Here is a 17,429-nt window from a genome sequence, read left to right as displayed (position 1 = left end):
GGGGAACCCATGGCAGCGGACGGGCAGTGGTTGACATTCCTTGTGCTGATCCTGCCCTTTCTCGGCGCCGCTGCAGCCCCGTTCCTGACCCGCGTCTTCGGGCATAACGCTGCCTGGGTCCTGGCGCTCTTTCCTGCTTTCATCTTCTACCACTTCACCAGCTTCCTAGGGGCGGTCGCGGAGGGAGAGACGGTCGCCGGCGGCTACGCCTGGATCGAAAGCCTCGACGTCGACTTCTCCTGGTATCTCGACGGCCTGTCGCTCACCTTCGCCCTCCTGATCTCCGGCATCGGCACGCTCATCGTTCTCTATTCGGGCGGCTATCTCAAAGGCCACCCGCATCTGGGGCGCTTCTTCTCCTTCATCCTCATGTTCATGGGGTCGATGCAGGGGCTGGTGGTGGCCGATTCCTTTCTGATGCTGTTCGTCTTCTGGGAACTCACCTCGATCACCTCCTTCCTCCTGATCGGCTTCGACCATTCGCGCGAAGCCTCGCGCCGCGCCGCGCTCCAGGCGCTGGTGGTGACGGGGCTGGGCGGACTGTCGCTGCTGGCGGGGCTTCTGGTCATTGCCAACATCACCGGCGCCGCTTCCCTCTCGGCGCTCCTTTCCGAGGGCGAGGTTCTGCGTGCGGCGCCGCTCTACATGGCGGCGCTCCTCCTGGTTCTTGGCGGTGCGTTCACCAAATCGGCGCAGTTCCCGTTTCATTTCTGGCTACCCAACGCCATGGAAGCGCCCACCCCGGTTTCCGCCTACCTGCATTCGGCCACCATGGTGAAGGCGGGCGTCTATCTCGTCATGCGCCTTAACCCTGTGATGGGTGAAACGCCGGCGTGGGAGACGATCCTGCCCGTCTTCGGCGGTACGACGCTCATCATCGGCACGCTTCTGGCGCTGCGCCAGACCGACCTCAAGCTGATGCTCGCCTACACGACGGTCGCTTCGCTGGGGCTGCTCGTCATGCTGACCGGCTTTGGCTCCGAGGTCGCGGTGGAGGCCGCGGTGCTCTATCTGGTGGCGCACTCCATGTTCAAGGGTGCGCTCTTCATGGTCGCCGGCGCCATCGATCATGAGACGGGCACCCGCGACATCACCAAGGTCGGCGGCATCGGCAGTGCCATGCCGGTCACCTTCATTGCGGCTGTGCTCGCCGCGCTTTCGATGGGCGGCCTGGGTCCGTTTTTCGGATTCCTGGCCAAGGAAGAGATCTATGCCGGGCTCGGCTTCGCCAGCGGCTGGAGCATATTGCTCACGCTCACCGCGGTGCTGGGTAATGCCCTGATGTTCGCCATCGGTTTCGCGGTGGCGCTCAAGCCCTTCACCGGCGCGAGGGTGAAGATGCCGAAGGCGCCGCACGAAGGGCCGGTATTGTTGTGGCTCGGACCGTTGGTGCTGGCCGTGGATGGCCTCTTGGCCGCGCTTTTTTCGGACCTCAGCCACCGTTTCGTCTCCAGCCCCATGGCCAGCGCCGTGGCGGGTGAGCCTCTTTCCGTGTCAATTTCCGTGGTCCCGCATATCGGCCTGCCGCTTCTTCTGTCGGCGCTCACCATCGCCCTCGGCATTGCCTGCTATCTCACGCTGGAGCGCGGGCGCGCGGCGATGGCGGCGACGCTCACCGCCATCGGCTGGGGCCCGGACCGCGGCTTCGACCAGGCCGTGCGCGGCACGGTGCGGCTCTCGGCCTTCGTCACCGGTATCGTCCAGGGCGGGCGCCTCGACGTCTACATGACCGCGACCTTCATCGCGCTGGCCGCCGCCCTTTTCGTGCCGATGGTCGCCTTCGGTGAATTGCCGACAATGCCCGCGCTGCCCTCCCTGCCGTTCTACGAACTGGCGGTGCTTGCCATTGGCTTCATCGGCCTTGCCGCGGTCCTCCACGCACGCGACCGGCTGACGGCCATCGTCTCGCTCGGCATCCAGGGCTTCGCCGTGGCGCTGATCTTCATGCTGCTCGGTGCGCCCGACCTCTCCTTCACCCAATTCATGGTGGAAACGTTGTCGGTGGTCATCCTGGCCCTCGTCATGACACGGTTAAGGCTGTCACCGGCAGATCACCGGCCGACCGGCCAAAAGATGCTCGACATCTCGATTGCCGCCCTGTGCGGTGCCGGCCTCGGCCTCATCCTGCTGCGCGTCACGCAAGTACCGTTCGACGACACCCTTAGCGTCTTCTTCGCCGAGAACGCCCGCGTCATCGCCCACGGCCGCAACATCGTCAACGTCATCATCGTCGACTTCCGCGGCCTCGACACGCTGGGCGAGATCGCCGTGGTGATGATCGCCGGGCTCGCCATCCTGGCGCTCGTGCGCATCCGCCCGGGGGTTGCGCCCCTCAAGGCAGAAAAGCAGCCGGCCAGGGCCGTGGAAAAGGTGGAGGCATGACATGCACACCCTGATCTTCCGCACCATCGCGCCTTATCTCGCCAGCCTCATGGTGTTGTTCTCCATCTTTGTGCTCCTGCGCGGCCACAACGAGCCGGGCGGCGGATTCATCGGCGGTCTGATCGCCGCTTCCGCCTTCGCCATCTACGGCATCGCCTGCGGCGTGGCGCCGGTGCGCCGCGCGCTCTACTTCCACCCGATGGCCATCTCCGGCTTCGGCCTGCTTGTCTCGGCGCTGTCGGGCGGGGTGTCGCTGTTCATGGACATGCCCTTCCTGACCGGCCAATGGACCGAGATCGACGTTTTGGGGCTGCCCGTCGACATCTCGACGGTGCTGTTCTTCGACATCGGCGTCTATTTCGTCGTCGTCGGCTCGATCACCTCCATCGCGCTGGCGCTTGAGGAAAGGGAGCACGCGTGATGGAAACCATCCTTGCCGCCACGGTCGCCGTGTTCTTCGCCGTGTCGATCTACTTGATGCTGTCCAAGCACATCATCCGCATCCTTCTCGGCGTGGCGATCTTCTCGAACGCCGTGAACCTGACGATTTTCACCGCGGGCCGGGTCGTGCGCGAAGTGCCGCCCATCATCCCCGAGGGCCTCGACACGCCCGACCGGATCACAGCCAATCCGCTGCCGCAGGCGCTCATCCTGACGGCGATCGTCATCTCGTTTTCCATCTTCGCTTTCCTTCTGGTCCTTGCCTTCCGCGCCTATCAGGAGCTGGGCACAGACGACACGGACGGCATGCGGGTCGCCGAGCCCGAGGGCGAAGCCCTCCCGCCGCTCGGATATTGAGGCGCCAATGGCAATCGAACCCGGTCAAGCAGTCGATCTTTCGGGAGCCATGGTGCTGGCGCCCGCCACGCCCGCCGATTGGCTGGTGGTGGGGCCGGTGGCAATCCCCATCGTCACCGGCGCCATCCTGTTGATGGTGCGCCACGAGACGCGGCTGCATGCGGGCCTTGCCGTGGCTGGCCTCCTTGCCGCTCTTCTGTGCAATATCGGTCTTCTGGCGCGCGTGCTCGACCAGGGCCCGCTGGTGATGACCATGGGGCGCTGGCTGCCGCCCTTCGGCATTTCGTTCGCGGCCGATGCGCTCGGCGCATCCCTTGCGCTGGTCGCCACGCTGGTGGCAGTCGTCTGCGCTCTCTTCGCCACTGCCGACATCGGCGCGGTGGGCCGGCGCTACGGCTTTTACCCCTTCATGATGTTGATGATGGCCGGCGTCGGCGGCTCTTTCCTGACCGGCGACATCTTCAACCTCTATGTGTGGTTCGAGGTCTTCCTCATCTCCTCATTCGGCCTCCTGGTGCTGGGCTCGCAGCACAAGCAGCTCGACGGGGCGACCAAATACGCCATCCTCAACCTCGTCGGCACAACGCTGTTCCTCACTGCCACCGCCCTCCTCTACGGCACCTTCGGCACGCTCAACATGGCCGATATCGCCCGCAAGGCGGACGGGCTGCGAGAGAACGCGCCGCTCACCACGCTTGCCGTGCTCTACCTGCTCGCCTTCGGCATGAAGGCGGCCGCCTTCCCGGTCAATTTCTGGCTGCCCGCCTCCTACCATACGCCGCGGATCGTCACTGCCGCGCTCTTCGGCGGCGTACTGACCAAGGTCGGCGTCTACGCGCTGCTACGCACGCTGGTGATGCTCTTCCCGCCGGAACTCGAGCTCCTGTCCGGCCTCATCGCCTGGGTGGCGGCGGCGACGATGGTGATCGGCATTATGGGCGCGCTGGCGCAGACGGATTTGCGCCGCGTGCTCGGCTTCGTTGTCATCTCCGGCGTCGGCGTCATGTTGGCGGGCCTCGCGCTAGGCACTTCGGAAGGCCTCGCCGGCACGGTATTCTACGCCTTCCATTCGATGATCGTCATGACGGCGCTTTACCTGCTCGCCGGGGTGATGAATGGCCTCGGCGGCAGCTATTCGCTCAGCAAGCTTTCCGGCCTCTATGCCTCAAATCCCCTGGTCGCCGCCTTTGCGCTGCTCTTGATGCTGGCGGCGGCCGGCCTGCCGCCGGCCTCGGGGCTGTGGCCGAAGGTCATGCTGGTGCGGGCCTCGCTCGATTCCGGCCAGCCCTGGCTTGCCTTCGCCATCCTGGCCACCGGCTTTCTCACCACGCTGGCGCTCGGTCGTGTCTTCATCCTCACCATCTGGCGGCCGCGGGTGGTGGCAGGCCCCGAGACTCCGGCCTCGCCGTATCTGGGCTATGTGGCGCTTGCCGTGCTTTCCCTGCCGGTGGTGGTCATGGGCCTTTATCCCGACCCGGTGATCAGCGTCGCTGAACGGGCGGCGAGCGCCATCCTCGACGCGCCAGCCTATATCGGCACGGTCTTCCCCGAGGGGGCGGCGCAATGACCCTTTATCTCATCAACATCCTCCTGGCGCTGATCTGGGCCGCGATCACCGGCTCCTTCACGTTCGCCAATATCGTCTTCGGCTTCCTGCTTGGCGCGCTGGCGCTCTATCTCATACGCGAGCAGGTGGGTTCGCTCGGCTATTTCCGGCGCGGCTTCAAGCTTATCGCGCTCGCCGCCTTGTTCCTCTACGAACTGGTGCTTTCGGCCTGGCGGGTGGCGGTGCTCGTGCTGTCACCGCGCATGGATCTGAAGCCCGGCATTTTCGCCTTTCCGCTGAAGGCCGACCGCGATTTCGAGATCACGCTTCTCGCCAACCTCATCACGCTGACGCCGGGCACGCTGTCGGTCGATGTGTCGGAGGACCGCAAGTTCCTCTACATCCACGCCATCGACTGCTCCGATCCGGACGCGCTCCGGCGCGACATCGCGCAGGGCTTCGAACGCAGGATCATGGAGGCGTTCCGATGATTGCCGGACAGGATTTCCTCGCCTTCGCCGAGCAGGCGGCGCTCGCCATCCTGAGCCTGTCTTTCCTGCTCACGGTGCTGCGCGTCGTCATCGGCCCCAGCCTGCCCGACCGGATCCTGGGGCTCGACATGCTGGTGACGATCGCCATCGGCTTCATCGTCGTCATCGGCATCCGCACCGGCTACACACTCTACCTCGATATCGCCATCGCGCTCGGCCTCGTCGGCTTCCTGGCCACCGTCGCCTTCGCCCGCTTCGTGATGAGCCGACGTTACGAGGAAGAGTTCATCTCGGACGAGGCACGTGGGCAATTCGTGGAGAAGAGCGATGATTGAGCTTTTGCAAAACCTCCTCGTGGGCTCGTTAATGCTCGTCGGCTCCTTCTTCACCTTCGCCGCCGCCATCGGGCTTCTGCGCCTGCCGGATCTCTACTCGCGTATGCATGCCGCCTCGAAGGCGGGTATGCTGGGCGCCGGCGTGCTTCTGCTGGCCCTCGCGCTGTTCGCCCAGGATCATTCGACGGTGACGCGGGCGCTGGCGGCGATCATCTTCCTCCTGCTGACGGCGCCCATCTCCGCCCATCTCCTGGCCAAGGCCGCCTACGCTGCCGGCTACCGCCTGTGGGAAGGTTCGGTGCACGACGACATGGCCGAAGCGCCGAACGGAAAGAAACAGCCCAAGCCCCGCTCTTCCTGACCCGTCGCGGCCACAGTCCGGCTCCATTGTCGTAGAGCCGTTGGCCGACGCCATGGCAACGGCCAAACCGAAATTCATCAAAACTGGAAGCAAGTATAACAAATATAGAGCATGCCGGTGCCCGATAGAAATTGTGAGTTGACGGGATATATCAAAGCGTGAATAACCCGTTGTGCTTGTATGCTGGCACTGATAAGAATAAGTAAATGGGTGTTTGAATGCCGCCATATGTAGAAGGCGCGGTGTCGGATCATTGATGACATTGGGGTAGGGTAGTGAACATGGACGAACCACAGACAAAAAATGATGAAGTGCTTATCGAACTGACGGCAGATGTTGTCGCTGCTTATGTTAGCAACAATCCTGTTCCCGTTTCGGAGCTGTCGAACCTGATTGCCGACGTTCATACGGCGCTGGGCAAGGTGAACCGTACCAGCGAGCAGGCACCGACTGAGAAGCCGAAGCCGGCAGTCAATCCGAAGCGTTCGGTGCACGACGATTACATCATCTGCCTTGAAGACGGTAAGAAATTCAAGTCGTTGAAGCGCCACCTTATGACGCACTACAGCCTGACGCCGGAGCAGTATCGCGAGAAGTGGGGCCTCGACCCCAGCTATCCGATGGTTGCGCCGAGCTATGCCGTGGCCCGCTCGCAGCTGGCGAAGAAGATGGGCCTCGGGCGCAAGCCGAAGAAGAAGTAGCGCTTCATCGCTGCTGAGTGCTTTCGAAAGGCGGCGCCCCAGGGTGCCGCTTTTGCCTTTTTTGAGCCCGCACCGAGCTGAAGCGGCGCCGGGGAGGTTTCCTTTCAGCCCCCAATTCCCTTGCCCCGGCGACGCCCACCCTCAACCGGTCATAGACCTGTTTGAGAGCGATGTGGCGGTTGAGGTCATAACCCCAGTGCCGCCGCATGCCCTTCAGCCGCTCCCGCTCGATCAGCCGGGTAAGCCGTGCCAGGATCGCCGTCCTTTCCTTTCCCGAGGACTTTAGGGCCGCCGCCAGATCTATCCCCGAAGCGAGGAAGAATACCGCGCATTGCCGCGCCTCCGCCACCTGGAGTTCCTTTGCCCGGCGGAATGTCTTGGCTTCTTCCTGAAACACACTCATGCGCACAACCTCCATCTGTTGGAGCCCCAGTGTGCGAGGGATGTGCGCCGCGGGGATAAATTCGCTGTATTTTTTTTGCGATAAAATAAAATCCCCTGTTTAAACAACAGGATAAGCTAACACGCTTCGATTTTTGTTCCTTTTTTGTTCACGCTCACAGCCGGCAACGGTATAAGGAATTTATTCCTTTTTTTCAGTGGGAGGGATCCGTTCCGTGCCTTTGACCGCCGCAAGCCCGATACCGGACGAAAACGAAATGCAGGATCCGACTGCGCTCGCCCAAGCCTATATACGCAGGCTAAGCCCGGTGACCGACGAGCGGGTGATGGACGTCTGCGAATGCGTGATGGACATCGTCGCTGCTCTTTTCAATGTCAGCGGACGCGAGCTGCGCCAGCCCGGCAGGAGTACTGAAAGCGTGGCGCGGGTGCGGCAGATCGGCATGTATGTGACCCACGTGGTGCTGGGGCTTACGATGACGGAGGTCGGCCAGGGCTTCGGCCGCGACCGCACCACTGTCAAGCATGCCTGCCACCTCGTCGAGGACATGCGTGACGACGAGGATCTCGACCGCATCGTGCACATGGTCGAGCGCGTTACGGCGGCGGCCTTCCGGCAGACGGAGGTGCTTCCTTGAGGCGGGCGGAGATCGGTTCGGCGCGGGCGCGCAAGGAACGGGCGCGTGTTGTACGCTTCCTCGCCGCGGGTCCTGCCGTCCTGCGCGCTGCAGCCAAGGAGGGCACGGTCCTGCTCGACGGCGGCGAGCGCGGCATGGTATCGGCCGCCACCGCAACGCTGGCCGCGCTGGTGCGCGACGGCGTGATGCGGAGGGAAGGCGCGGGGCTTGCCCTTTCACCGGAGGGCCGGGCGCTCGCAAAACGCACGGACGCGGGCGATGCGCCTTTTCGCGCCCAGCACATGGACCTCGGCACCCGCACGCTGCAGACCGAGACAGGTGCACGCACGGTCCAGGTCGATTTCTCCGAATCCCCATTGGCGCAACTGGCCCGAAGGCGGACGAAGAACGGCACGCCTTTCCTCGACGACAACGAGTTCCGTGCCGGCGAACGCCTGCGCACCGACTATACGCGCGGTCGCATCATGCCGCGGCTTGGCGCCAACTGGAGTGCGGCGGTGGCGGATGGCCGGCGCGGCGGCGATAACGGCATCGCCGACCTCACGGACGCCGCCCTTGCCGCGCGCCAGCGGGTCGACCAGGCGCTTGTCGCGGTGGGACCGGAGCTCTCCGGCGTGCTCGTCGATGTCTGCTGCTTCCTGAAGGGACTGGAGCGCGTGGAAGCTGAACGCGGCTGGCCGGTGCGCTCCGCCAAGGTGGTGCTGAAGACCGCGCTTGCCGCCCTCAGCCGCCATTACGAGCCACAGTCCCGCCCGCGCAGGCGCTCGGTACTGCACTGGGGGGCGGAGGACTATCGGCCAAGGATAGGGCGATAGGGGATATCTGCGGTGTCGGGCGGCAGCCCCACCGAGCCCACCTTACTTCGACCATCGATAGCGATTACTCCTTGAACCGAAGCCAAAGGCCCTGTTCATTTCGATACGACTCGGCACCTCTCAGATTCTCCCCTTCGACAAGGATCCCGCCCACCATGCCGCAGAAGGCCGCCTTCCCCTCTCTCCCGGCGCCCCGCCCGGAAAAGCGCCCACACCAGGACACCCGCCACGGCACCACCCGCACGGACGACTATGGCTGGCTCAGGGCCGAGAACTGGCAGGAAGTGCTGAAGGACCCGTCCCTGCTCGCTGCCGATATCCGCGCCCACCTGGAGGCGGAGAATGCTTATCACGAGCAGCTCATGGCCGGCACGGAGGCGCTGCAGAAGACGCTCTTTGCCGAGATGAGGGGCCGCATCAAGGAGGACGATTCCTCCGTTCCCATGAAGGACGGCCCTTATGCCTACGGCAGCGCCTACCGGGAGGGCGGCGAGCATCCGCGCTTCTTCCGCACGCCGCGCCAAGGCGGCGCGGAGGAGGTGTTGCTCGATGGCGACAAGGAGGCTGAAGGCAAAGCCTATTTCCATATCGGCGGCATCGGCCATTCGCCCAACCACAAGCACCTTCTGTGGGGAGCGGACGAAAAGGGCTCGGAGTTCTACACGCTCAGGGTCCGCAACCTCTCCTTAAGGAGCGATCTTGAAGACCGGGTGGAAAATGCCAGCGGCTCCGGCACCTTCAATGCCAACGGCAGCGGCTTCTATTATACGCGGCTCGACGACAACCACCGTCCCTCCAAGGTCTTCTTCCATGCATTGGGCGAAGATGCCGGGAAAGACCAGCTCATCTACGAGGAAGCCGATCCCGGTTTCTTCATGAATGTCTTCGGCAGCCGGCTCGACGACTGGATATTCATCAGCGTCCATGACCACGAGACAACCGAGTACCGCATTCTGCCTGCGGACGATCCGAGGGCCGCCCCACGCGTGGTGGCGGCGCGCGAGATGGGCATGCAGTACGACATGGAGCCGGCGGGCGAGGAATTCTTCATTCTGACCAATGCCGACGGCGCCAAGGACTTCAAGATCATGACAGCGCCTGCCGCCGACCCGTCGCGTGCCAACTGGCGCGAAGTGGTGGCGCACGAGCCGGGGCGGCTGATCCTGTCGATCCTTGCCTTCAGGCATTATCTCGTTCGCCTGGAGCGCAAGGACAGCCTGCCGCGTATCGTTGTGCGCGAGCGGGAAAGCGGCGACGAGCATGTGATCGACTTCGACGAGGAGGCCTATTCGCTGGGCCTCGACGGCTCCCTCGAATACGACACGGAGACCTTCCGCTTCACCTATTCCTCGATGACGACACCGGCGCAGGAATTCGACTATGACATGCGCACGCGCCGGCGCACTCTCCTGAAAACACAGGAAGTGCCCTCCGGCCACAATCCCGAGGACTATGTCACGCGCCGCCTGATGGCGGTGGCACCCGACGGCGAACTCGTGCCGATCTCCCTCGTCCACCGCCGCGGCCTCGAACTCGACGGTACCGCCCCCTGCCTGCTCTACGGCTACGGCGCCTACGGCATCACCATCCCCGCCGCTTTCCGCACCAACTGCCTGTCACTGGTCGACCGTGGCTTCGTCTACGCCATCGCCCATGTCCGCGGCGGCAAGGACAAGGGCTATGGCTGGTACGAGGAGGGAAAGCGGGAGAAGAAGCCGAACACCTTCACCGACTTCATCGCCTGCGCCCGCCATCTGATGGCGGTAGGCTACGCCGGTCACGACCGGCTCGTCGCCGAAGGAGGCTCGGCCGGCGGCATGCTGATGGGCGCCGTCGCCAACATGGCCCCGCAGGACTTTCGCGCCATCGTGGCGGCCGTGCCCTTCGTCGATGTCCTCGAGACCATGCTCGACGACACGCTGCCGCTCACCCCGCCCGAATGGCCCGAATGGGGAAATCCCATCGCCAGCGAGGAAGACTACCGGACGATCGCCGCCTATTCGCCCTACGACAACGTGCGCGAGCGGCCCTACCCCGCCGTCCTGGCGCTGGCCGGCCTCACGGATCCGAGGGTGACCTATTGGGAGCCGGCGAAATGGGTGGCGCGCCTGCGCGACAACAATACGGGCGGCAATCCGATCATGCTGAAGATCAACCTCGACGCCGGCCACGCCGGCGCCTCGGGCCGTTTTTCAAGGCTGGAGGAGGTGGCGTTCAGCTATGCATTCATGCTGAAGGCGGTGGGGAAGAGTGAGATGAGGTGAGTAGGGAACGGGCGCCGACGCGGCACACTATCCACTATCCACTATCCACTATCCACTATCCACTATCCACTATTCATTATTTGCTCTTCCCCACTTCCGGTACCGCCTTCAAATACGCTGCAATCGCTTCCCGATCCTCCGCCGGCAGCTTCGTCAGGTTCTTCTGCACGGCGGCCATGGCGCCGCCGACGGAATCGAAGTCGGGTGTGAAGCCGGTTTCGAAGTAGTAGACGATATCGGCAGGGGACCACGAGCCGAGGCCGTCCTGGCTCGGCGTGATGTTGGGCACGGTCCCTTCCCTCTCCAGTGCCGGCGCACCCGCCAGCCAGCGATCATCCTTCAGGCCGCCGATGAAGGAGCGCGGGGTGTGGCACTCGCCGCAGTGCCCCGCCCCCTCCGCCAGATAGCGCCCGCGCAGCACCTCTTCCGGCGCGCCGGCGGGAAAGGTGATCACCGGTTCCTCGCGCAGGTAAAGGCGCTTCCACAGCCCGAGGCCGCGCCGCAGCGTGTAGGGGAAGGAAAGCGTATGGCCCGCCGCATCCTCGGCGACCGGCGGCAGCGTCTTCAAGTAGGCGAAGAGGTCGGCCACGTCCTGCGGCTCCATGCGCGCATAGGACGTGTAGGGAAACGCCGGATAGTAGTGCTCGCCCTCAGGGGAGACGCCGCGCATCACGGCGTTGAGGAAATCAGCCTCGTCCCAGGCGCCGATGCCATGCTCCGGGTCGGGCGATATGTTCGGCGCCACGAAAATGCCGAAGGTGGTCTCGAGCGCAAGACCGCCGGCAAGCTCCAGCTCCGCCACTCCCTCGGCGCCCCGGCGTGCGTGACAGGAGGCGCAGCCGCCGATCTGGAAAATGCGCTCGCCGCGCTTAGGATCGCCCGGCTGCAGATCGGCAAGGGGTGCCGCGTCAAGCCGCTCCGCCTCCGTGACAAGCCAGAACATGCCGCCCGCGACCAGAATCGGGACGACGGCATAAAGCAGCTTGCGCAGCATGGATCGTCAGTCGTTCTGGATGCGAAAATCCTCGTGACAGCTGCGGCAGTTGGAAAGCACCGGACCGACCGTCTGCTGAAAGGCAGCAAGGTCCGCCGGACCGTCCTTGCCGGAAGCCTCGAGCGCCGCAGCAACGTCCGCCTGAAACTTACCCAGCGCCTCCTGAAATCCTTCGGGATTTTCCCAGATCGCCGGCGCGGCCGTGGTGTCATCGCCCGTCTCCGAGCCCTCGGGGAAATAGTCGCCATAGGCTTGCGCGCTTGCGTTGAAAGTGGCGAGCGCGGCCTTCGCGACGGCCGGGTTGTAGTCTAGCTCCCCCTTCAGCATGGCGCCCGACGTCGCCGCCGAGGCCGCATTCGACTGCATCAGCGCCTTGCGGACGGCGATGGGATCGTCCGCAGCCGTCACGGCGGCGGCAGAAATGAAGAGGGCGCAAAGCGCCGAAGCGTAAACCACGAATCGTTTCATCAGCTATCTCCGAAGGTTACCCCATCGCAACCATACCGACCGCTGCGCGGGATTGGCTCAAATGTGGGCCCGCCTCGATCACGCTTTCGTGAGATGCCGACGAATCAGGCCACTCAAATTCCAGCAAAAGAAAACCCGGCGCCAAGGCCGGGTTTTGCAAACGCTCCGCTGGCGCCTTGCGCTCAGCTCGCCTTCTCGTAACACTCCAGGACGTAGTCCCAGTTGATGAGGTTATCGACGAAGGCCTCTAGATATTTCGGCCGCGCGTTGCGGTAGTCGATGTAGTAGGAATGCTCCCACACATCGACGCCGAGGATCGGCGTGCCGCCGTGGACCAGCGGGTTCTCGCCGTTGGGCGTCTTCATGATTTCAAGCTTGCCGTCCTTCACCGCAAGCCATGCCCAGCCGGAGCCGAACTGGGTGACGCCGGCGTTGATGAAGTCGGCCTTGAACTTGTCGTAGCCGCCAAGGTCGCTATCGACGGCCTTCTGAAGCGCGCCGGGCAGGCTGGTGCCGCCGCCACCTTTCTTCATCCACTTCCAGAAATGGATGTGGTTGAAGTGCTGGCCGGCATTGTTGAAGAGGGTCTGGTGTTTGCCGAAGGACTGCTTGACGACCTCTTCCACCGACAGGTTGTCCATGCCGGCTTCCGCCGCCAGCTTGTTGCCGGTGTCGACATAGGCCTTGTGGTGCTTGTCGTGGTGGAACTCGAGCGTCTCCCTCGACATGTAGGGCTGCAATGCCTCGTAGTCATAGGGCAGGTCTGGCAGTTCAAAGGCCATATTCGGTCTCCCTCGTAGCAGCAGTTGAAAATCTTGCGACTCGCAGATGGGGTCGGGTGTGCGCTTTGACAACTCCGACTCGCGCCGATCGTTCCTAACAGGTCAGCCGGCAGGCGTCGAATGCGCCCATTCCCAATAAAGCTCGCGCGCCTTCTTGGCCACAGGGCCCGGCTGAAGTTCCCGATCCTCGATGCGGGTGACCGGCACGACCTTCGAGTGGTTGCCGGTGGAGAAGATTTCGTCGGCGTCGAGAAAGTCCTGGACGCTCAAAGTCTTCTCAACCACCGGCGAGCCGGCATCGGCAAGCAGGGTCATAACGCGGGCGCGCGTGATGCCGGAGAGAAACGTGCCGTTCGGCGCCGGGGTGAAGACCTGGCCATCCTTGACGAGGAAGATGTTGGACGTGCCGGTCTCGGCGACGTTGCCCAGCATATCGAGCACCAGCGCATTGTCGAAGCCGCGCGCCTTGGCATCGAGGATCGCCCGCCCGTTGTTCGGATAGAGGCAGCCCGCCTTGGCGTTGGTCGGCATGGTCTCGAGCGTCGGGCGGCGGAAACGGGAGACGCCGATGGAGAAGCCTTTCGGCGAGATCATCGGCGCTTCGTAGAGGCATAGGCAGAAACGCGTGGAAGAAGGTTCCGCCGGCACGCTCATGTAGCCGCCGTGCTCGGCCCAGTACATGGGTCGGATATAGACGGCCGTCTTGCCGTCGAACTTCTTCAGTCCTTCCCAGGTCAGCCCGAAGATCTCCTCCGCCGGCTTCAGCGCATCGAGGCCCATGACGCGCGCCGAGGCGTTCACCCGCTCGGCATGGCGGTCGAGGTCCGGCGCCACATTCTCGAACCAGCGCGCGCCGTCGAAGACGGACGAGCCCAGCCACATGGCGTGAGTGCGCGGCCCGGCGATGGCCACGTTGCCCTCATGCCAGTCTCCGTCGAGGAAGGTCCAGGTGGTGGATTGCGCCTCCGGCAGGGCATTCATGGCGTTTCGCCTCCTTGTTCTTTCCATGGGCGATAGGGATAGCGCCCGGTAAGGCGCCGTCAATTGTCACATCCACCCAAGCGTCGGTCCAGCCGTTCTTGACCGCAGGCGGCACTTGCGGTCAAGTGGGGTTATTTCCAAAGGTTTGGACATGCGCTTTTCCGCTTTCGCTTTCGATGCTTACGGCACGCTATTCGACGTGCATGCAGCCGTGCGCAAGCACGCCGGCGAGATCGGCCCCGAGGGGCAGCTTCTTTCCGAGATATGGCGCGCCAAACAGCTGGAGTATTCCTGGGTCGGTACGCTGATGGGAGAGCATGTCGATTTCTGGACGCTCACCGAGCGGGCGCTCGACTACGCCTTCCGCAAGGTCCCCTCGGCCGACACCGGCCTCAGGGATAAGCTCCTGGAGGCCTATTGGCATCTCGACTGCTATCCGGAAGTGCCGAGCGTACTCAGAGCGCTGAAGACCACGGGCGCACGGCTGGCCATCCTGTCCAACGGCTCCAAGGCGATGCTCGAGGCGGCGGTGCGCTCGGCGGCGCTGGAGACCGTTCTCGACGACATTTTCTCGGCCGACGACGCCCGCAAGTTCAAGACGGACCCCGCCGTTTACGACTTGGTAACCATGTCGTGGCGTATTTATCCGAGCGCCGTCTCCTTTCAGTCATCGAACCGTTGGGACATTGCCGGTGCCACCCGCTGCGGTTTTCGCACCGTGTGGATCAATCGCACACAACAGCCGGACGAATATGCTGACCATCAACCGGAGCTCATCCTGCCCTCTCTCGATGGCCTTATCACGGCAAGTTGATGGAGACGGGCCTGTATCAACGCGTTGCAAATCGTAAGCGGCCGGGTCGATAATGCGGCGCTCCCTTGCCAAATTCACCATCCCGCCCGAATTACAGGCTTATGCTTGCTCGTTTAGCCGACTCAGCCGTTCTCGCCGTTGCGTAGGTTCCCACCGGATTGCATGAAACTTTTTTGACCGAACAGAAGAGACCGATGTCCACCTTTGAACCCTCCTCCCCCACCATGACCCGTCGCCGGTTCCTTTCTGCCACGGCGGCCAGCGCCGCCACAGCGGCACTCGCCGGCTGCGTTTCGGTGCCTTCCACCCAGACGGCGTATGCGCCGGCCCGCCTGGCGTCGTTGCGTCCGCCGCCGGCGCCCGGCGTCTCCAATTTTCGCGCCATGTACGGCGCGACGGTGGACGACGGTCACGAGATTCCCCCCGTCCCCATCGAGAAGCTGGACCCGCGGCTCTATCGCCAGGAAGTGGCCGACCCGACGGGCGAACAGCCCGGCACGATCGTCGTCGACACCGCGCAGCACTTCCTCTACCTCGTGCGCGGCGGCGGTCGGGCCCTGCGCTACGGCGTCGGCCTCGGGCGCGCCGGGTTCGCCTGGGCAGGCCGGGCGGACATCGAAAGAAAGCGGGTGTGGCCGAAGTGGCACCCGCCGGAGGAGATGATCGAGCGGCAGCCGGAGCTGGAGAAATACCGCACGGAGTTCGACAAGGCCACCGGCGAATGGAACGGCGGTATGGAAGGCGGCATCATGAACCCGCTCGGCGCCCGCGCGCTCTATCTCTACGAGGGCGGCAAGGACACGCTCTACCGTATCCACGGTTCGCCGGAATGGTGGACGATCGGCAAGTCCGTGTCATCGGGCTGCGTGCGCATGATGAACCAGGATGTGATCGACCTTTATGACCGCGTTCCGGAGGGAACGCCGGTCCTGGTAACCGACGGGGTCTACGCGGTGTAGCAGCGATCCCTCCCCATCCTGAGCTTGTCGAAGGGGGAGGGTTTCAACGCCTCCTCAAGCTCCCGAGAACCCCACGGATGATTTCGCGCCCCAGTGTCGTACCGACCGAGCGGACGATGGACTTGACGGCGGCTTCGGTGACCGACTGGCGCCGATAGGAGCTCTTGCTGCCGGACGAGCGGTCGCCGCCAAAACCCGGCAGTGACCAGCCCGATCCCCCCGCCTCCGCGGTTTCCCTGGGCGGCTGCTCCTCTTCCATGGCTTTCTCGGCGGTGCGCTTCTGCAGCTTCTCGAAGGCCGACTCCCGATCGACCTCCTTGTCGTACTGCGCGGCGACCGGGCTTTGGCCCATCACCGCCTGGCGCTCGGCATCGGTGATCGTGCCCATGCGCGAGGACGGCGGGCGGATGAGCGTGCGCTGGACCATCGAGGGGACGGCCTTCGCCTCGAGTGTGGAGACCAGCGCCTCGCCGACGCCCAGCTTCGTGATCGCCTCGAAACAGTCGAAGTCCGGATTGGGACGAAAAGTGTCGGCCGCTGTCTTCACCGCCTTCTGCTCGCGCGGGGTGTAGGCGCGCAGCGCGTGCTGCACGCGGTTACCGAGCTGCGCCAGAACGCTGTCGGGCACGTCGAGCGGGTTCTGCGTGACGAAGTAGACGCCCACGCCCTTTGAGCGGATGAGGCGGACCACCTGCTCGACACGATCGATCAGTGCCTTCGGCGCCTCGTCGAAAAGCAGGTGCGCCTCGTCGAAGAAGAAGACGAGCTTCGGCTTGTCCGGATCGCCCACCTCGGGCAGTTCCTCGAACAGCTCCGACAGGAGCCACAGCAGGAATGTGGCGTAAAGCCGCGGATTCATCATCAGCTTGTCGGCGGCAAGCACACTGACATAGCCACGCCCGTCGCGGGTGGTGCGCATCAGGTCGGCGATTTCAAGCGCCGGCTCGCCGAAGAAATGCTCCCCACCCTGCTGTTCGAGCACCAGGAGCGAGCGCTGGATAGCGCCGACGGACTGCTTCGACACGTTGCCGTAGCGCGCGCCGATCTCGCCGGACCGCTCGGCGACATAGGTGAGCAGCTCCTGCAGGTCCTTGAGGTCGAGCAGCAGCAGCCCCTCTTCGTCGGCGATGCGGAAGGCGATGTTCATGACGCCCTCCTGCGCATCCGACAGGTTCATGAGCCGCGACAGAAGCAGGGGGCCCATCTCGGAGATGGTGGCGCGAATCGGATGGCCGCTCTCGCCGAAAAGATCCCAGAAGATGACCGGCGTCTCGCGGAACTCATATGGTTCCAGCTTGATCGTCTCGGCGCGCTTCAAGAGAAAATCCTTCTCCTCGCCCTTCATGGCGATGCCGGAGAGATCGCCCTTGATGTCGGCACAGAAGACAGGAACGCCGGCATTGGAGAAGCCCTCGGCCAGGATCTGCAGCGACACGGTCTTGCCGGTGCCGGTGGCGCCGGTAACGAGGCCGTGCCGGTTTGCGTATTTCAGCAGGAGCTGCTCGGCCTGCTGATAGCTGTCGTCGTTGTGCCGACTGGCGCCGAGAAAAATGCTATCTTCGCCGCTCATGCCCTCTCCTTTTTTCTTTCCCATGCCGCAGCCGGCATCTGCGGTCAGGTATAATCGGCGGTGCCCGATGCCACAATGTCTGTTCTTGAGGGGGCCTTCTCACGCCCTATTTACGACGTTCAAGAAAA

Annotated in this window: 19 protein-coding genes; 13 read left to right on the top strand and 6 right to left on the bottom strand. The window is 63.9% G+C overall.

Going from position 1 to position 17,429, the window contains the following annotated elements:
* Positions 1–9 precede the first annotated feature (9 nt).
* The 8 genes from GM910_RS19600 (at position 10) to GM910_RS19565 (ending at position 6,614) form a co-directional block, all read left to right on the top strand.
* A complete protein-coding gene (locus GM910_RS19600) occupies positions 10–2,382 on the top strand; it encodes a putative monovalent cation/H+ antiporter subunit A (protein WP_159590336.1) in 2,373 nt (790 codons plus the stop codon).
* Position 2,383: 1 nt separating this feature from the next.
* The gene (locus GM910_RS19595; protein ID WP_159590334.1) at positions 2,384–2,803 is read left to right on the top strand and encodes a Na+/H+ antiporter subunit B; all 420 of its coding nucleotides are present in this window, start codon (positions 2,384–2,386) and stop codon (positions 2,801–2,803) included.
* Positions 2,803–3,180, top strand: coding sequence for a Na+/H+ antiporter subunit C (locus tag GM910_RS19590; RefSeq protein WP_159590332.1), 378 nt, complete (start codon positions 2,803–2,805; stop codon positions 3,178–3,180). The genes GM910_RS19595 and GM910_RS19590 overlap by 1 nt, the downstream gene beginning before the upstream one ends.
* Before the next feature lie 7 nt (positions 3,181–3,187).
* Positions 3,188–4,747: a Na+/H+ antiporter subunit D gene (locus GM910_RS19585; protein WP_159590330.1), complete on the top strand. Its 1,560-nt coding sequence runs from the start codon at positions 3,188–3,190 to the stop codon at positions 4,745–4,747.
* On the top strand, positions 4,744–5,217 hold the full coding sequence (locus GM910_RS19580) for a Na+/H+ antiporter subunit E (protein WP_159590328.1): 474 nt from the start codon (positions 4,744–4,746) through the stop codon (positions 5,215–5,217). The genes GM910_RS19585 and GM910_RS19580 overlap by 4 nt, the downstream gene beginning before the upstream one ends.
* Positions 5,214–5,552 carry a cation:proton antiporter gene (locus tag GM910_RS19575; protein WP_159590326.1) on the top strand — a complete coding sequence of 113 codons (339 nt, stop codon included), beginning with the start codon at positions 5,214–5,216 and terminating at the stop codon, positions 5,550–5,552. The genes GM910_RS19580 and GM910_RS19575 overlap by 4 nt, the downstream gene beginning before the upstream one ends.
* Positions 5,545–5,913 carry a monovalent cation/H(+) antiporter subunit G gene (gene mnhG, locus GM910_RS19570; RefSeq protein WP_159590324.1) on the top strand — a complete coding sequence of 123 codons (369 nt, stop codon included), beginning with the start codon at positions 5,545–5,547 and terminating at the stop codon, positions 5,911–5,913. The genes GM910_RS19575 and mnhG overlap by 8 nt, the downstream gene beginning before the upstream one ends.
* Positions 5,914–6,194: 281 nt before the next feature.
* The gene (locus GM910_RS19565; RefSeq protein ID WP_201285552.1) at positions 6,195–6,614 is read left to right on the top strand and encodes a Ros/MucR family transcriptional regulator; all 420 of its coding nucleotides are present in this window, start codon (positions 6,195–6,197) and stop codon (positions 6,612–6,614) included.
* A gap of 4 nt (positions 6,615–6,618) precedes the next feature.
* Here the strand turns inward: GM910_RS19565 and GM910_RS27385 are convergent, their stop codons facing one another.
* Positions 6,619–7,017, bottom strand: coding sequence for a hypothetical protein (locus GM910_RS27385; protein ID WP_246226229.1), 399 nt, complete (start codon positions 7,015–7,017; stop codon positions 6,619–6,621).
* 256 nt (positions 7,018–7,273) lie between these two features.
* Here GM910_RS27385 and GM910_RS19555 point away from each other — a divergent pair, with 256 nt between their 5' ends.
* The 3 genes from GM910_RS19555 to GM910_RS19545 all read left to right on the top strand — a co-directional run bounded on the left by GM910_RS19555 (position 7,274) and on the right by GM910_RS19545 (position 10,733).
* Complete coding sequence (locus GM910_RS19555; protein ID WP_159590320.1) at positions 7,274–7,654, top strand: helix-turn-helix domain-containing protein; 381 nt, start codon at positions 7,274–7,276, stop codon at positions 7,652–7,654.
* Positions 7,651–8,469, top strand: coding sequence for a DUF6456 domain-containing protein (locus GM910_RS19550; protein ID WP_159590318.1), 819 nt, complete (start codon positions 7,651–7,653; stop codon positions 8,467–8,469). Before GM910_RS19555 ends, GM910_RS19550 begins: the two co-directional genes overlap by 4 nt.
* Before the next feature lie 155 nt (positions 8,470–8,624).
* Complete coding sequence (locus tag GM910_RS19545; RefSeq protein ID WP_159590316.1) at positions 8,625–10,733, top strand: S9 family peptidase; 2,109 nt, start codon at positions 8,625–8,627, stop codon at positions 10,731–10,733.
* A gap of 76 nt (positions 10,734–10,809) precedes the next feature.
* Here the strand turns inward: GM910_RS19545 and GM910_RS19540 are convergent, their stop codons facing one another.
* From GM910_RS19540 to GM910_RS19525, 4 genes are all read right to left on the bottom strand, one after another.
* On the bottom strand, positions 10,810–11,727 hold the full coding sequence (locus tag GM910_RS19540; RefSeq protein ID WP_159590314.1) for a c-type cytochrome: 918 nt from the start codon (positions 11,725–11,727) through the stop codon (positions 10,810–10,812).
* A gap of 6 nt (positions 11,728–11,733) precedes the next feature.
* The gene (locus GM910_RS19535) at positions 11,734–12,195 is read right to left on the bottom strand and encodes a c-type cytochrome (RefSeq protein ID WP_159590312.1); all 462 of its coding nucleotides are present in this window, start codon (positions 12,193–12,195) and stop codon (positions 11,734–11,736) included.
* Positions 12,196–12,377: 182 nt separating this feature from the next.
* Positions 12,378–12,977, bottom strand: coding sequence for a superoxide dismutase (locus GM910_RS19530; protein ID WP_159590310.1), 600 nt, complete (start codon positions 12,975–12,977; stop codon positions 12,378–12,380).
* Between the two features lie 102 nt (positions 12,978–13,079).
* A complete protein-coding gene (locus GM910_RS19525; RefSeq protein ID WP_159590308.1) occupies positions 13,080–13,958 on the bottom strand; it encodes a branched-chain amino acid aminotransferase in 879 nt (292 codons plus the stop codon).
* Positions 13,959–14,109: 151 nt separating this feature from the next.
* On the opposite strand from GM910_RS19525, the gene GM910_RS19520 reads away from it, so the two are divergent.
* Both GM910_RS19520 and GM910_RS19515 read left to right on the top strand, forming a co-directional pair.
* Positions 14,110–14,772, top strand: a complete 663-nt coding sequence (locus GM910_RS19520) for a haloacid dehalogenase type II (RefSeq protein WP_159590306.1) — start codon at positions 14,110–14,112, stop codon at positions 14,770–14,772.
* Positions 14,773–14,966: 194 nt separating this feature from the next.
* The gene (locus tag GM910_RS19515; protein ID WP_159590304.1) at positions 14,967–15,731 is read left to right on the top strand and encodes a L,D-transpeptidase; all 765 of its coding nucleotides are present in this window, start codon (positions 14,967–14,969) and stop codon (positions 15,729–15,731) included.
* 43 nt (positions 15,732–15,774) lie between these two features.
* Here the strand turns inward: GM910_RS19515 and GM910_RS19510 are convergent, their stop codons facing one another.
* Positions 15,775–17,301, bottom strand: coding sequence for a helicase HerA-like C-terminal domain-containing protein (locus GM910_RS19510; protein ID WP_159590302.1), 1,527 nt, complete (start codon positions 17,299–17,301; stop codon positions 15,775–15,777).
* Between the last annotated feature and the right edge of the window lie 128 nt (positions 17,302–17,429).

The organism is Chelativorans xinjiangensis (genome assembly GCF_009812055.1).
In the GTDB taxonomy this organism is placed as follows: domain Bacteria; phylum Pseudomonadota; class Alphaproteobacteria; order Rhizobiales; family Rhizobiaceae; genus Chelativorans; species Chelativorans xinjiangense.
This window is presented reverse-complemented; position numbering and strand designations above follow the sequence as displayed.